The 15,667-nt window shown below is 61.2% G+C and carries 10 protein-coding genes and 1 riboswitch; of the genes, 1 reads left to right on the forward strand and 9 read right to left on the reverse strand.

The features are described 5' to 3' along the window. Nucleotides 1-4: 4 nt before the first annotated feature. The 9 genes from IVB54_RS34200 to IVB54_RS34235 all read right to left on the reverse strand — a co-directional run bounded on the left by IVB54_RS34200 (nt 5) and on the right by IVB54_RS34235 (nt 14,506). Complete coding sequence (locus IVB54_RS34200; protein ID WP_247337806.1) at nt 5-2,764, reverse strand: DUF1156 domain-containing protein; 2,760 nt, start codon at nt 2,762-2,764, stop codon at nt 5-7. Then, the gene (locus IVB54_RS34205) at nt 2,761-6,171 is read right to left on the reverse strand and encodes a helicase-related protein (protein WP_247337807.1); all 3,411 of its coding nucleotides are present in this window, start codon (nt 6,169-6,171) and stop codon (nt 2,761-2,763) included. The genes IVB54_RS34200 and IVB54_RS34205 overlap by 4 nt, the downstream gene beginning before the upstream one ends. Further along, the gene (locus IVB54_RS34210) at nt 6,168-6,452 is read right to left on the reverse strand and encodes a JAB domain-containing protein (RefSeq protein ID WP_247337809.1); all 285 of its coding nucleotides are present in this window, start codon (nt 6,450-6,452) and stop codon (nt 6,168-6,170) included. The genes IVB54_RS34205 and IVB54_RS34210 overlap by 4 nt, the downstream gene beginning before the upstream one ends. A 3-nt stretch (nt 6,453-6,455) precedes the next feature. Beyond that, nucleotides 6,456-6,653 carry a helix-turn-helix domain-containing protein gene (locus IVB54_RS34215; RefSeq protein WP_247337810.1) on the reverse strand — a complete coding sequence of 66 codons (198 nt, stop codon included), beginning with the start codon at nt 6,651-6,653 and terminating at the stop codon, nt 6,456-6,458. A gap of 299 nt (nt 6,654-6,952) precedes the next feature. Next, nucleotides 6,953-8,554: a DUF6538 domain-containing protein gene (locus tag IVB54_RS34220; protein ID WP_247776938.1), complete on the reverse strand. Its 1,602-nt coding sequence runs from the start codon at nt 8,552-8,554 to the stop codon at nt 6,953-6,955. A 386-nt stretch (nt 8,555-8,940) separates the two neighbouring features. Next, nucleotides 8,941-9,069: a hypothetical protein gene (locus IVB54_RS41535; RefSeq protein WP_256464700.1), complete on the reverse strand. Its 129-nt coding sequence runs from the start codon at nt 9,067-9,069 to the stop codon at nt 8,941-8,943. 383 nt (nt 9,070-9,452) lie between these two features. Then, entirely contained in the window at nt 9,453-11,768 is a 2,316-nt protein-coding gene (gene metE / locus IVB54_RS34225) for a 5-methyltetrahydropteroyltriglutamate--homocysteine S-methyltransferase (RefSeq protein ID WP_247776939.1), read from the reverse strand. A 99-nt stretch (nt 11,769-11,867) separates the two neighbouring features. Beyond that, nucleotides 11,868-12,067: riboswitch (cobalamin riboswitch) on the reverse strand. 487 nt (nt 12,068-12,554) lie between these two features. Beyond that, nucleotides 12,555-12,758 (reverse strand): 4Fe-4S binding protein, encoded by a 204-nt coding sequence (locus IVB54_RS34230; protein WP_083926370.1) that lies wholly within the window; start codon nt 12,756-12,758, stop codon nt 12,555-12,557. A 533-nt stretch (nt 12,759-13,291) separates the two neighbouring features. Continuing rightward, a complete protein-coding gene (locus IVB54_RS34235; protein WP_247776940.1) occupies nt 13,292-14,506 on the reverse strand; it encodes an EAL domain-containing response regulator in 1,215 nt (404 codons plus the stop codon). Between the two features lie 600 nt (nt 14,507-15,106). Between IVB54_RS34235 and IVB54_RS34240 the strand changes: the two genes are divergently transcribed. Then, nucleotides 15,107-15,622: a GNAT family N-acetyltransferase gene (locus IVB54_RS34240; RefSeq protein ID WP_247484653.1), complete on the forward strand. Its 516-nt coding sequence runs from the start codon at nt 15,107-15,109 to the stop codon at nt 15,620-15,622. Nucleotides 15,623-15,667 lie beyond the last annotated feature (45 nt).

Here is a 15,667-nt window from a genome sequence, read left to right on the forward strand (position 1 = left end):
TCTCCTAGAACAGCGTCCGCTGCCGTTCGGCAGCCTCGTCCTTCTTCGTGGGCGCCGGCAGCGAGCGTGCTCCGACCAGGAAGTTCTCGTACAGCGAGCGCTCTTTATCGCCGGGAGGCAGCACGTCGACGATGCTTTGCGCGAGGCGCTGCATGCGGTCGATGCCTCCGGGCAGAAGCGCCGTCGCGAGGAAGTCCGCGAGGTCCTGTCGCTCGCCTGCCGCCCAGAGGTTGGCGGCGCGGTGGAGGACGTCGATGAGCGGCGCCAGCGTGCCCGTGGGCGCGGGCTCTCCGAGGCCCTTCGCCTTCTTGCGGTCTAGCGGTCCCTTCAGCGTGACCTTGTCGCCCGTCTTGGTCAGCACGCCCCTGTCGGAGACGAGCTCGGAGAACTCGCAGCCCATCGACTGCGCCATGTGAATCGCCTCGCCGCTCTCGACGACCGAAGCACCGAACGCCCATCGCCAGATGACGTAGAAGCGGCTCGCATCGTCAACGTCGCCAGCGGCTCCACCTTGAACGATGCGTTGGAGCGCGTAATCGGCGACGATGCCCCGGACCTTGTTGAGCATCTCGGCGATCGACACCACTTCCCCGCTGAGCTTCAACACTCGCTTGTGAGTCCCGAAGACCTCGATGGCGGGACCGATGGCCGACATGAAGAAGTCCGCGCCGCGAATTCCCTGCGTCCAGAAGTAGTCGAGGCGCTCATGAAGTCGTGCCCTCAGCGCCGGTTCGACATCGTCGATGAAGCCCTCGTCATGTGCCGCGCGCTTGCGGCACACGATGAAGACCGAAGACGCGAGCGACGCCGCGCCCTGCGCGCCGGTGCGCGCGCCCATCTCCGTGTCGACTGGCCACGAGGCCGTGACGACGAGCCCGGCTGCCAGGAGAGAGGTCAGCAGCGTCTCCCAAGCGGCCGTGGTTTTGTGCGCGAACATGACGACGATGATTCCATCGTCCGCCAGAGTGCGGCCGGACTCCTCGAAGGCCTTGGTCATCTCCGACTCGTAGAACGCGCGCGCCTTCGCCTCGCCGCCGTGGCGAGGGTTGTGTTGGATGATCTCACGGCGCTTCGGCGTTAGCGGACCGGAAAAGGCATCGGGAACGACGTCGCCGAGCGTTCGTCGCAGCCAGACGTAGAAGAAGTCCGAGATATCGGAGTACGGGACGGAGTCGTAGTACGGCGGGTCGGTGATCACCGCGTCGAGTCTCGGGAAGCGCGACGCGAGCTCCGTTGCGCTACCCATCAAGACGCGGGCCGGGTTGGGGAACGAGTTCTTGCGGATGACTTCGGTGCCCCACTCAACGGCACCGGACCAACTCGCGGTCTTCGATCCGATGGGGTTGCTCTCGACATAGTCCCAGACCATCGCCACGGCCTGCTTGGAGTAGACGCCCTCGATCTTCTCGCCTGAGTTGTGCCAGCGAGACACCGTCGAGCACTGGTTCGCGATGCGGTCGAGCGCGAGCGCGAGATAGCAGGCGACAGCGTCAGCAAACGCTAGATCCTCGCCGGTCTTCGCAATCTCGTCGCGCGTTGCTCGAATCGCCCGAGCGAAAGCGTCCAGCGTGACCGTCTGCCTCGCGTTGAAGAAGTCGGCAAACTTCGACATGCCGTAGCGCGTGACGGCGCTGAGCCCGCGGGCGTTGCCCGAGGGGCGGTCCGGGGCGACGTCGCCCTCGACGGGCTTGATCTTCGCCGCGAGTTCCTCTGCCTTCCGCCATGCCTTCCTATCAGCTTCGGTGGCCAAGCGATAAAGGCGCCCCTGCTGCTTCGCCGAGACCTCGCAGACGAGTACTAGATCCTGCTCGATCTTTCCGGCCATGCCTTCGGCCCGCATGTATTTGCCGTCGGTGACCTCACCGCAGCACGGGCAGAGCAGCTTGTTCTCGCCGTAGGTTCCGGTCTTTGGATCGAAGTCGATGTCTTCGTCGTAGTGGAGAGAGTACTCCACGCCGGTACGCTTCGCATTCGACTTGATGCGGTAGGCGATCTTACGGTTCGCCTTGTTGGCCAACCATGTCTGGTTGACGACTGGGATCAACACGCGGCACGCCGGATTCGAGCAGTGAACCTGCCGCACCCAGAAGTAGCCCAGAACTTCACGGTCCGGGCCGCTCGACGGGTAGAGGCTCCCGATCTCCTTGGCGACCCGCTGCTGGACCCAATTCGCCCACCGCTCAACCTCGACAGCGAGGCGCGGCTCGGCGGGAACGTCGATGTTGGGAAGGTCACCGTCCTTCTTCGGTCGGACGACGTCCGCCGCAAAGCGCTGTGGGTAGTAGATCGAGCCGAGCTCGATGACGTGGGCCACGGGATTGAGATCATTCCCGAAGGTCTCGCAGCCGAGCCGCTGCGCCTCGAGCGGGATCGCGCCACCGCCGGCGAACGGGTCCAGTACGCGAGGATGCTCGTGCGCGGCGGTCGAGTTCTTTCCCTTGCGCCGGGCGAGGCGTGCCGCGTGGGCCTTCGTGATGTCGTCGGCCGCGACCTTGAGCAGCCCATGATCAGGGTGCGTAGGTTCGAGCACGTCCCAGTCGACAATCTTCTTTAGCAGCTCGTGCTGCCGCTGGCGCTCCTCCTTTGTCTTCGGTGCATCGACCATCGCGGCATAGACGGCTGCACGACACGCAGCGAGCGGTCGCCGCGCCCACCAGAGATGCAGCGTGCTGATGTGGCCCTTGCGGATGTACTTCTCCCGGGCGCTCTGCTCGCTGATCTCCGCCAATGGGAGGCTATCCTCGATGAGGCGCCTGTCGCTCATGCTTCGTTCCTTACGTGCTCTGGCATCGAGAGCTGGAGCCCGTCGATGTGGATGGATACCCGGCGGGTCATTTCGTCGACCTGGGCTGTCGCTGCGTCCTTCGGCGCAAGCCGGAGAAGCTGATCGTCCTTGGCGACGTAGAGCGCCGCGTGGCTATTGAGGTGCTGGAGCTGCGTCCACTCGGTGAACCTAAGCCAGATCTTGCCGTCGCCATCGAGGACGCGCGCCACGAGGAAGTCGACGCCTTGGCCCTCGGCGTCGCTCGCGACCGCGTCGAAGCCGAGGCCTTCGCGGCGCACGTCTTCGACCACGCGCCCTCGCGACAACTCGTACACGCGCACCTGTTCGAGCACGCTCTCGTCGGCCTTTGCCACGCCGACCTTGGCCGGAGCAGGCAGCACCGTCACAACGCCGAGGAACTCGGGAGCGCGCGGCACGAGCTGCTGCTCGAGCCGAATCTCGGCGAGGCGTTCCTGCTGGCGCCGCTTGGCCTCGTCCATGAGCCGCTGCTCGCGGCCGAGGGCGAGCGTCATGTCCTGGCCCGCGCTCGACTTGCTCTCAAGGTCGAGTAGGTGGTCGGAGTGACGGCTGATGACGACACGGAATGAGCGCTCGAGGTAGCGCTCCTTCAACGCCAGCTCCTTGAGCCGCCCGCTCGCGACCTCCTCGACGAAGCGCGGAACGAGAGCTTCGAGGCAGAAGCGCGTCGCGGCGTGCTTGCGCACGTCGAAGTCCGAGAGCGACAGCGGCGGTAGGCCATCGGTGCGCGGGCGCAGGTCATGGAGGCGAATCGGGTGCGCGGGCTCGAAGCTGGCGCTGCCCGGTGCGCCGAACTCGCGCACGGCGAAAAGGCGCTGCGAGAGTACGCGGCCGGTGCCGTCGCCGACGACGCCCCGGAAGAACCAGAGCAGCTCGGGCCCCTCGGCGTCGATGTCGAAGAACACAGCGCCGCGCGTGAGGGCGTCCGCGGAGCTGGCCGACGCGGCCTGCAACACCGACTCGAACAGCGGATGGCCCGGGCCGAGCAACTCGGTGCGCCCGTCTTCGCCGACGGCCTTCTTGTCGAATGTGAGCGATAGGTAGCTACGCGCGACCGTGCCGAAACGACGGCGGAAGTCGAGCTCCTGTTCGTGCCGCAGGTTCACTGGCACGCGTTCGACACGGAGCTTGCCGTCTGCGCGCCGCTCCGCGCGCCCACGGTTGCGCTCCAGCGCGCGCGTGAAGAAGGACTCGAGGTATGCCGGGATCAGCGAGTGGCTAGCCGACCGGGCCGCGTCCAGGCGAAGCTCCGGCAGGTTCAGGAACCGGCGCGCGAGCCCTTCCTCGCGGGCCGCGATGAGCGACGCTTGGTGTGCCGGACTCACCGCCTGTTCGATGCTCGAGACGGCGTCCTGCAGCCGACGGCGGTTCGTGATGCACGAGATGATGAGATCCGCCAGCGAGATCTCGTGGTCGTCGAGTAGATCGCCGACGAGGTCGAACACACGATCGGATCCGAGGCCCCGCCGCATCTCGTCCATCTTGTTGAGCAGCGCGGCGAGCACGGCTCCCTCGCGCGTGTCGGTCGCGACAAGATTGAAGATGAAGACCTCGTTCTTCTGGCCGATGCGGTGGATGCGCCCCATTCGCTGCTCAAGGCGATTGGGGTTCCACGGGATGTCGTAGTTGACCATCTGGTTGCAGAACTGCAGGTTGATGGACTCGCCACCCGCCTCCGTCGCCACCATCACCTGGGCCGGGCCTCGAAACAGTTCCTGTTGCTTGCGGCGCTGCTCCATCGAGAGCGAACCGTCGATGACGGCTACCGTGAAGCCCTGCTCGCGCAGCCTCTCGACGAGGAAGTCAAGAGTGTCCTTCGCCTCGGTGAAGATGAGGAGCTTCTCACCACGCGCAGCGAGGCCCTCATCACGGAGGATCGCGTCATTAAGCCTGATGAGTTTCGCCTCGATCCCGCTGCTGAGAGCCGCTCGGGCGCGACGCACGAGGCGTTCCAGGGCGAGTACCTCGGTCTGCAGCTCTTCAATCGACTCGGCGTTGGTGAGCCGCTCGACCAACGAGTCCTCGACTTTCCAGCGCTCCTCTTCAGTCAGGTCATCAAGGTCTTCGACTTCCGCACCGCCGAGCAATTCTTCGAGCCCAGTGTCGTTCTCGCTCGACTTCAGCGCGCCGCGCGCCTTGGTCGCGACGAGGGCGCGGACCTGGTCGAGGAGCGCCTGGAGCCGCTCATGGCGTCGCGTCAGCGACGCGGTGATCGCTGCGAGGCTGGAGGTCAGGCGGCGCTGCAGAATCGTCATAGCGAAGCCGACAGTGCGCTTCTCCTTCTGCATCGCCTTGTTGAAGTGCTCTGCGACGTACTCGGTGACCTCGTCGTACAGCTCGCGCTCGGCCCGACTCAGGTCGAACGTGACCGTCTTCACGGTGCGTTGCGGGAAAAGAGGCGACCCGTCGAAGCGGCGCATTTCCTCCTTTAAGCGACGCAAGATAATCGGGTTGTCCGACGAGCGCATCGCCTCCTCGAGGATCTGCCGATCGGCGAAGAGGTCCTTGTCAAGCAGTTCGAGGAGCAGCCGGAAGTTCTCCGGGTCGCCCTTGTGCGGGGTGGCCGTGAGGAGCAACAGGTGCTTCGTGCGCACTGACAGCTCTTCGCCGAGCCGATAGAGCCGCGTCTTGCGCGTCTTCTGCGAGCGCACGCCCTGCTGGTATGCGGCCATCTTGTGGGCCTCGTCGACGATGACGAGGTCCCAGTCGGCATCCTTCAGCGACTCGAGTACGTTGTCGCGCGCCGCCCAATACACCGAGGCGATGCAGCGGTCGGCCTCGGTCCATGGGTTGCGGCCGACGTTTGCCTTCAGCGCCCCGTTGTCGATGATCGTGAACTCTTCGGAGAACTTGCTCGCGAGCTCCTCCTGCCACTGCCGCGCTACGAGCGGCGGGACGATAATGAGCACTCGTTCGGCGAGCCCACGGAAGCGCAGCTCCTTGAGGAGCAGGCCCGCCATGATCGTCTTGCCAGCGCCGGGGTCGTCCGCAAGGAGGAAGCGAACAAGCGGTGACTTTAGCATGTAGCGGTAGACCGCATCGAGCTGATGGGGCAGCGGTGTGATGGTCGATGCGTTCACCGCGAAGTGCGGGTCGTATTCGTAGGCCAACCGAATCCGCATGGCCTCGATGGCAAGGTGAAAGGCTTCGGCGTCGCCGGAGAAATCCATCCCCTTCGCGCTGGAGAGCACCTTGAGTGCCTCAACCTGCACGGCCGTGACGATGATGCCGGGGTAGAACTGCCGCGTACGCATGCCGACGGCGTCGACCTGTAGCATGGTCCCGAAGCGGTCGACGCTGAGGACGCGCACGGGCTCGGGCCACAGCGGCCCCTCAATCACCGTATCCTTATCGAGGGTCACGCTCATGTCGTGGCTCCGGCGTTTGCGCGAAGGAGCCCGGCCTCGGTTATACTAAAAGTGCAAGGTCCCGCGCCGATCAGGTGGTCACCGACGGGCACACCGAAAGCGTCGAACACTGCCGTCAGCGTGCGGGTGACAGACAGATCCTCTTCGGAAGGCCGCGCCACGCCACCGTGGCAATTGTTCGCCAGGACGACCTGCGCGGCATGGTAGTCATTGAGCGCGCCGAGCACGCTCACGTTGAAGCGGCTGCGAAGCCGCTGGCGATGACCCACGCGGTAAGACATCGCCTATTCGCGCTCCCCGTCGTCGCGAGAAGCAGCCTTCTGTTGCTCGATCCAGCGGTCAATGTCGACACGCTTGAACCGCCACTGTCCTCGCACCTTGAATGCCGGTAGCTGGCTCCTCTGAGCCATGGTGTAGACGGTCTTCTCGGCAACCTTGAGCAACAGGGCTACCTCCGGCAGCGTCAAAATCTCGTCCGGCATTAGACGGAGGTCCTCTCGGAAAACATGGCAAGAGGTGCCAGAGATTACCGGGTTATGCCAGAGGAAAGCGCAGCTGGCGCCTGCATAGCATCGAAACGTTCGACTGATAGTGGTGTAGAATTCGGGAGGCTGCCTCTGGTCTGGAAAGGGATTCTCATCCCTACATCGACCACAAGGGCTAGTCAGCGGTCACAAACTTAGCGGGTCGACAACACGCTACTAGATCCGATGCAGGGGTGTCCTTCGAGGCATACGACAGACGGACCGTGCTCAGGCCGTAGGAGGAATGCCCGTAGACTTCAACTAACGTCTATGTTTGGGAACCGGTCGACGGCCTTCGCTTTCGCAGCAATGGTTACGTCCCCGTAATCCTCAGAAGCATTGCGCGGTGCGTGCCCCTGGATGGCGTCCAGCACGCGCATGGCCACCTCTTGCTCAATGCCGATGGTCTTAAAACGATGGCGCCAGCCATGGCTCGGATCAACGTTCGGGTCCTTCACAACTTCACGCACGAAGGCATTGACCTTATTCCGCGCTGTCTTCACCGCCCTGCGAACGCCAAGATCCCCGGCTTTGGGATCGATGAATAAATAGCCACTTGAGGACCTCTCATAAAACTCTGGAAAACCTTCCTCGATGATCTGTCGATGCAGCACCACGTCTCTGGCTTCGTCCGTCTTCACGGGGCCAGCCTCTGGCGTCACGTGCACGACCCAATCTTTGCCTTCACGGCGAACGTCCTCTTTGCGAAGCTGAAGCATCTCGCCCACCCGCGCTCCCGTGAAGGCACACAACCACGGCACCCACCGTTTGGCCAACGCCAGCTTCGGAGCAGCTCTCCCAGCCGCAGAATTCCGGGCGTGCTTGAGAATGGCGGATGCTTCTCGGTCGTAAAATCCCTTTGACCTAAGTTTGCGCGATTTGCCGACCTTGATGGTAAGTCCTTCGGCAGGGTTGGAGTGCATGCGGCGATTCATGACGGCCCAGCCAAACACCGTCTTTAGGCCGGCTAAGTCACTATCCTTCACGGTCTTCGCACTCGCGCCGGCCAGCAGCCGGTAATCCTTGAAGCGGACTATGTCCTCTGGCGTTACGCGGCCCACCTCGTCATGCTTCAGGAAGGCCACGAGCTTCATCATCGTCTTCTGATAGCTCTCATAGGTACTCTGCTTGCGACCGGCGGCCTTCGCCTCCTTCCACCAATCCTCGACCAATGCCGATAGCAACCCGATCGAGTGGCCAGGCTCGAAGCCTGCCTTTCCTCGTTCTGCCGCAGCCTTCCTTTGCGGGAATGGAATTGCTTGGGAATCGAAAGAGTAGTCGCTTTCACCTCTTGCCAATTTTGCCAAAAGTAAGCTGGCACGCTGCATGGCCGCGCCGAGTGCGCGGGCCATGGTTCGGCGGTTCTCAAAATTGATAAAGATCCCGTTGGCCGTCAAATAGCCGTCAGCGGCCTCCAAACACGCCTGTTCCATCCGGAAAATCTTGTCGTCTGGCAACTCCGGCGCGCCATCCAACACCCGCTGAGACGCAGCACGGATCTGCTCCCTGGTCTGTGGGGGGCCGAACAGCCGATCTCCGGCCACGACATCCCAACCGGTCTGTTGGCTTGGACTGTTCCGGTACATCTGTAGCCACTGGTCATAGGCCGCGGCAGCAAGTTGATGTGCGTCACGTTCAGTCAGAAGTTTCGGCCCGGCGCGCAAGTTCGCCCACCGGGCCTCGAGTTCGGCAAGCGCCTTCGCAAAGCGCTGTTTGGCCTCGCCCGGATCGCGGGTTTGAAGGCTTACCTTCTCCTCGCGCTTGCCGACGATCTTGCGCAAATCGTCCGGAACAGCTTTTCGGAGCTGATAGATTCCAGTTTTGGGGTGCTTCCACGGACGCGACATAGCCAACGGCATTGTACCACTCTTCTGTACCACTGAGGAGCGGGCAAGCCGTTGAATTTGCTAATTTGCTTTGGATTTCACGCTCTTAGAAGAGCGATGGTGCCCAGGAAAGGACTCTGACCTCCAAGTCATCGACCGGACACCACTCCGGTCGAATCGCGCCAGTCACGGCGGTCCGCGCCATGCCTGGCGCACCAAAAAAAGCCCGGCCTCCTCCGGAGGCCAGGCGAAAGTCACGCAGGAACGACGCTGCTTTACGCATCGCACCAGCTTTCGTCGGCAGGGAGGACTTACCGCCGATCGATCTTCGGCGAGGGCATTCGCCGTCAAACAAGGAGAAACGGATATCACTCCGCGCGAAATCTGGAGCCGTTTGCCTTCCGCTCCTGTCGGAAACTTCACGACTTTTCCACCACTCGCCCGCTGTCCGGTTGGGACGGCAGTGCCTTGACCGAGATGGGATCCTGCGCCGGTTTGGCTGCCGTGCCCTGAAACACAAGCGGCAGTTTGCCGTCGCACAGCAGCATTTGGTACGTCCCCAAAAACCAACAACGCTCGATTACCTCTCCCGAAGAGCGTGCCAGGGCCTGAATTTCGTATGACGTTCCGTAAGGACCGTAAAATAGATTGTTGTGATGAGACGCATCCACGCGATGGATAAATGAAAAAGTCGGGCTGTGCTTCGCGTCGAGCGTTAATGACGTCGCAATAGGACCTGATCGGACCTCGCCGGCATGCTGTCGGCCGTCGGGTCGAGAATCGAGCTTGTCGCCGGCTGTATGCGACCGCCTCCGCCGACGCCCGCCCGCATTCCGCGGCGCTGGGAACTTTGAAAGCTCCCAAGGACATCGTAAGCCCCCAAAGCGCGTGCATCTTGTTCACAAACGCGTTGGCGAAACGCTCCGGCCCATCATGGCTCGGCCCGCAACTCGCGTGCGGCGGCCACCATATTGACGAGCGCGGGACGCACCTCCTCCCACCTTCGCGTTTTCAGTCCGCAGTCGGGATTGATCCAGAGCTGCCGATCGGAAACTCGCTGCCGCGCCAACACAATCAGCTGCTTGATTTCCGCCGCTGCGGGAATGCGCGGTGAATGAATGTCATAGACGCCGGGCCCGATCTCATTTGGATATTTGTAGCTCTTGAAGGCCTCGAGCAGTTCCATCTTAGAACGCGACGTCTCGATTGAAATGACGTCGGCATCCATTGCTGCGATCGCATCGATGATTTCGTTGAACTCGGAATAACACATGTGAGTATGGATCTGAGTTCCGTCGGCGACCACGGAGGAGCAAAGGCGGAAGCTGTCCACCGCCCAATCTAGATAGTTCTTCCACTGCGATTTGCGTAGCGGCAATCCCTCCCGCAACGCAGCCTCGTCGATCTGGATCATGGTCGCTCCAGCCGCCTCAAGGTCGATGACCTCATCTCGGATCGCGAGAGCGATCTGTCGGCATGTCTCGCGCCGCGAGATGTCGTCACGGACAAACGACCAGTTCAGGATGGTCACCGGTCCGGTCAGCATAGCCTTGACGGGTTTTTTGGTCAGAGACTGCGCATAGCGCCACCATTCAACGGTCATGGGCTTCGGCCGGGAGACATCTCCGAACAGGATAGGCGGACGAACGTACCGCGAGCCATAAGACTGAACCCAGCCATGCTTGGTAAAAGCGAAGCCCAACAGCTGCTCGGCAAAGTATTGAACCATGTCATTGCGCTCGAACTCACCGTGTACGAGCACGTCCAGGCCGATATCTTCCTGCCACTTCACGGTACGGGCTGTCTCCGCTTTCAGAAGCTGCTCGTACTGCGTGTCATTCAACGTTCCCCGCGCATGAGCCGCGCGCGCATTCCGGACATCGGCCGTTTGCGGGAAGGATCCGATGGTTGTCGTTGGGAACATCGGCAAAGCGAACGCGACGCGCTGGACGTCGGCACGCTGGGTGAACGCACTGCGACGGCGAAGCATGCTATCGTCGATCGCGGCGATTCGTCCGGCGACATTCGCATTGTGGATCTCGGGCGATGTTTCGCGGGTGACGGCTGCCTCCTCCGAAAGCGCAAGTTCATCGGCCACCTCGGCAGCATGGCCGGCCAGCGCTTTGCCCAATATCGAAAGTTCCTTGATCTTCTGAACTGAGAACGCCAGCCATGTCTTCAGATTGGGATCGAGATCGGTCTCTAGCTCAATGTCGATCGGAACATGAAGCAGCGAGCAGGAAGGAGCAATCTGAACACGGTGCCTGCCCAATTTTTGGACCATAGGAGCAAGTTGGTCGAGCAGCGCCGGAAGATTGGAGCGCCACACGTTCCGACCATCAACGACGCCTAGTGAGACCACGAGATCTCTACGGGTTGTGGCGACAATTGCGTCCAACTGGTCAGGTGCCCGAACCAGATCCACATGAAGCCCGGCAACGGGCAAGGCCAAGGTTGTTTCAAGATTGTCGCCGATAGCCCCGAAATATGTGGCCAGCATGATTTTAAGGGCCGGCACAAGCTTTGCGAAATGAGCATAGGCCCGGCGGACAGCCGCCCGCGATGCTTCGTCGACGTCCATCACTAGGCATGGCTCGTCCAGCTGAACCCATTCAGCACCGCGCGAGGATAGTTCGCGGAGAACATCGACATAGACTGGGAGGAGCCGATCGAGCAGCGACAGCGGATTGAATGCGGGATTTGCGCTTTTGCCAAGCTTCAGGAAAGTGACTGGGCCAACTAGGACGGGGCGCGTTTGGTAGCCGAGGCTTTTTGCCTCCTCATATTCCTCGATCGGCTTTCGAGAGGAATACTTAAAGATCTGATCCCGGTGAAATTCCGGCACCATGTAGTGGTAGTTGGTATCGAACCACTTCGTCATTTCCTGTGCGGCTACGCCAGGCCCATGCTGAGCGTGACCACCGTCCTGAGCGCCACGCGCCATGGTGAAGTAGGTCTTGAGCGACACAGGACCTTCGGTCCAGCCGTAGACGTCGGGAATGGCACCGACCATTAGGCTGGTATCGAGCACATGATCGTAAAACGAGAAGTCATTCGAAGGAATGACGGTCGCACCGCGGGATTTCTGCCGTGCCCAATTAGCGGCACGAAGTCCACTCCCCGCCTCGAGGAGCTCGGCTTCGCTGGAGTTTCCCGCCCAGTACCTCTCGAGCGCGACTTTGAGTTCGCGTCGTGGGCCGATGCGTGACGTCCCCAGTGTGGCAACGGGAAGCGAAAGAAAAGACATAGCTCAGACCCCATGATTGGGGCAAAGGCCATGGCGGACGCATGCAGCGAATATCGCGTGAGCGACAGCTGCTTGGCGCACACCGGGACACCCCGCCCGTGGACGATATATTGTCGAGGCAGGTCTCCTGGCTCGCGGGTCGTCGCTGCTGTCCGGCCTTCCCGAAGCCGCATGGCTTCAGTGACTTCGTTGGACAGCGGCTCGCCGCTTACAGTTGCGGGGGCAGCGCCGGCATTGCACCGGCTTCCCTCTTAGCTCCGGATCAAACGAATCCGAAGACCACGACGACTGGCATTAGGCGCACGAGGATCGATCCGTCAACCTACTAAGTGTCGCCGCACCCTAGCTCCATGCACTAGTGCATGGGGAAGGTGGGCAAGCAGATGCCGAGCTTCTCGTACGTCTTCAGGATCTCCGGACCGATCTCGTCGCGCGTGGAGACCGTCTCTTCGGCTTCGAAGTGACGTAGCTTTAGATATCCTGCAAGCTGATCTTGGGATATTCGACGCCCGTCCACCTCGCCTCGGCTCGGCTCGTCAGCCAACGACGATAAGCCTCAACGCGACGACCTGGAGCATCGAGGCGGCCTTGTCATTATTCGAGACAAATTTGACGGTCTCCTCTGACAGAGCCCTTCGAGCGCTTCTCGGAGTCGATCAGCGCCTTAAGCTCATAACGATGTTGATTGACCTCGATGCGCCGCACGCGGACGGCGGCCTCCACAAGCTCGACATCTAGTCCTTCGTTCGCAAAATCGAGCGGTGAAGCCTTCTGGACGCGGGCTGCTTATGTTGTCTTAGACGGGACACAGGTGTCAGGCACCGGACAGACCACAGCGCATTGCGGCGTGTCGGAATGGCCCTCGCACTCCGTACACTTTTTTGCATCGATAACGTAAATGTCGCGCTTGAGGCTGATCGCCGCGTTGGGACACTCGAACTCACATGCCCCACAAACGGTGCATTGCGAAGCGACGATCTTGTAAGCCATGCCTTCCGACTCCTTAGGCGAGCGATGCCATTGGCGATCCCTTTCAAATGCCGTGCCAAGGACAGGCGCGCTCAATGATGGGCAACTTGCCCAATGGTGCTGTGCGGGGTCTGAGACCGTGTTGCATCTGCGACAGCATGGGCCGCTTCAATATCAAGCCGTGCGAGCCCTCGGGCGCCTACTCCGATAGCCGGTCGCGACTCGACTGCTGCGAGCTTCCGTCGGTTTCGCGGGGCCAAGCGACGCTCGACGATTCCCGAAACCGGCGGCGCGAGTAAAAGCCGCGAGCCGACGCACGTCTACGCCGGATGTCGGCAAACCTCCGGTCACACGCCCTGACCGGAGATTTTGTCCAAGCCGCGCTCACGCCTGCAACGTTAGCTCCGCGGATTGACTCGCTGGAGGCTTGCCAAAACGGCTTTGTGCTACAATACCCTTCGGCATCGCTTCGGAGGGAAATGAAGTTCGGCCGGGAGAAGCGATACTGGGTTTGCAACGCTTTGCCTGGCTGTGCTCAGTCACTCCTCATACAACTATTTTGGACGAAGTGGAACAGGGCTGAAAGATGACTGTGCAAATTGCTTCAGCGGCATGGCCTTTCCGAACAGATGGCCCTGCGCAAGGTCGAAGCCGAGTTCGGTCACAGCGATCAGGTCGGCGTGGCTCTCCACGCCTGCGGCGACGGTGCGCACACTGTACTCTTTGGCTAGATCGACGATATGGCGGCACACCGTTCGCTTCAGGGGCCCATTTCCGCAACCGGCGACGTACTGCCGGTCCACTTTTAATTTCATGAACGGGAATTTTTCGAGCCCCATCAGCTGCGGCCAATTGGCGCCGATATTGTCGATTGCAAGGCCAATGTTGTGAAAGCGAACCTCACGCGCGACCTCGATCAGGAGATCTAGGTTCTGGATCGCTTCCTCGCTCTCGATTTCGATCGTCAAGCCGCCGAAAGCGGGGTGCGACGGCATGCGCTGACAGAGATCGCGTACCGCCTGCGGGTCAATCAGGAATGCTGCCGGGAGATTGATGGAGAGATCGGTCGAAGTTTGCTGCTCCAGAAGATACTTCCAATCCTTGATCGCGCGGTCGATCACGAACTGCGACAAGTCCCTAAAATGAGGATCGTGAGCCTCCGGGATGAAATACGCTGGTGGAACAACGCCCCAGGTCGGATGCCGCATTCGCACAAGCGCCTCGGCGCCGCGGCGGCTGAGGGTACACGGGTCAAAGTTCGGCTCATACCAGAGCTCAAGCCAGCCAGCGTGTAAGGCTTCTCCGACATGGACTGCGGGACGGGGCGCCGGCTCTCTGGGCAAGAGCATGGCGACCCGATCGCGCAGCGTCTCGGCTGCAAACGGCGTCCTCAGCGGCGGCAGCATATCAAGTCCATATTCGCCCCCGACCTGCTGCACTGCCGTCATGACGATCGACTCGCGGGCGCCGAACGCCAGCACTCTGCCTGCAAATTCTTCGCGTACGAGTATCTCGAGCAATCGTCCAGGCTCGATGCGATCGGAGCCAATGCCGAGCAGGATCAGATCAGGGAAGTCCATGCAGAGTACGCGCGGCAGCTCGTCAGCAGTCCCGCATTCGCTGATCACAAACCCCATATCCTCTAGCACATCGCGTAGAAAGGCGCGCAGATGCCGCTTGCCCACGGCCACGCACGCTCGCGGCCGCACCTTACGCTGGCCGAAGATTACAGGTTTCCCTCCGACCAGTTCGGCCTGCCCATGCTCCATCGCAACCACTCCCCTTCCGTGAAGGTCCCTTAAACGAGGAGCGAAGGTCCATACAAGCAGTGCTTGCCACTATCTTTCGATTCTTCGAGGTAAGCTTAAGATAGTGCATTAGCGTGCAAAATCTTTTCGCGATGTTGTTCAGACGATTTTGTCGGGCGCACGCGTATGATACCTGTCCCGGCTCGCGCAACTTTGTACGAGTGACGCACACGTGTGTGGGGAATCTCACCTTCGGACGCGCCGAGCTGATGCGCCCTATGCCACGGCGATGATCATGCTGCAAGATGTACTGAATCGACTCTCGTGAGTGATGATCAGCAATCTCTCCTACGAAATGTTTGATCGGCATGGCCGGCCTGCCCACGCGCGAATGTGCCGTCTCGTGGATTTCCTATCTAGTCGAAGGAGATCCAACTGAGTTCGCAGCGGGTCAAGCCGCGGTCGATTCTGAGAACGGCAACAGCTTGCAGTTACCTCACCTCTGTTGGTTATAGCGAGTGCGGACGTCCTATTCCCTATCGAGCTTGATAGTTTCTCTCAGTTGCGTTCTCTGTATCCTTCTGAACATGGATATCCTCAAGAGGGACTGGAGGGACTAACGTGACGGGTGTTCGTGTTGGCGCTGAAGCGCAAGGCTTGCCCCACGGGGGCACGGCTTTGCGCAAAGGCGTGCCAGGAGATGAGAACGCGATCGTAGAAGCCGTCGGAAAGCTACTTTCTGAATTAGGTGGTCCCGGACCAGAGTTCAGCCTTGAAGGCGCAAAGCAGACTGCTTTGCGCCTGATTCAGGATCCCGAAGAGGGCTTCATTTTTGTCATCGAGGAACAAGCCACCGGGCAGATTGTAGGGATCGCTGCCATCTCCGCCGTACTGGCCGTGAGAGCAGCTGGAGCGTACGGCGTGCTTCAGGAGCTATGGATTTCTCGCGACTTCCGAAGCTCTGACCGCGGTGGGCATCTGCTCGAGGCGGTACGTTCGGAGGCGAAGCGCCGAGGCTGGCAGATGATTGAGGTTGCGTTGCCCCCTGATGGCTATCCGGCCTTAGAACGGGTACGCCGTTTCTACGAGGAGAGGGGATATCGGGTTGGAGGATTGCGCGGGCGCAAGAGGCTATGACAGTACTGCGACCTCTGCTCCACACTTAAAAGCGCTCCTGGTCCT

This window comes from Bradyrhizobium sp. CW1 (genome assembly GCF_023100665.1).
Classification (GTDB): Bacteria; Pseudomonadota; Alphaproteobacteria; order Rhizobiales; family Xanthobacteraceae; genus Bradyrhizobium; species Bradyrhizobium canariense_D.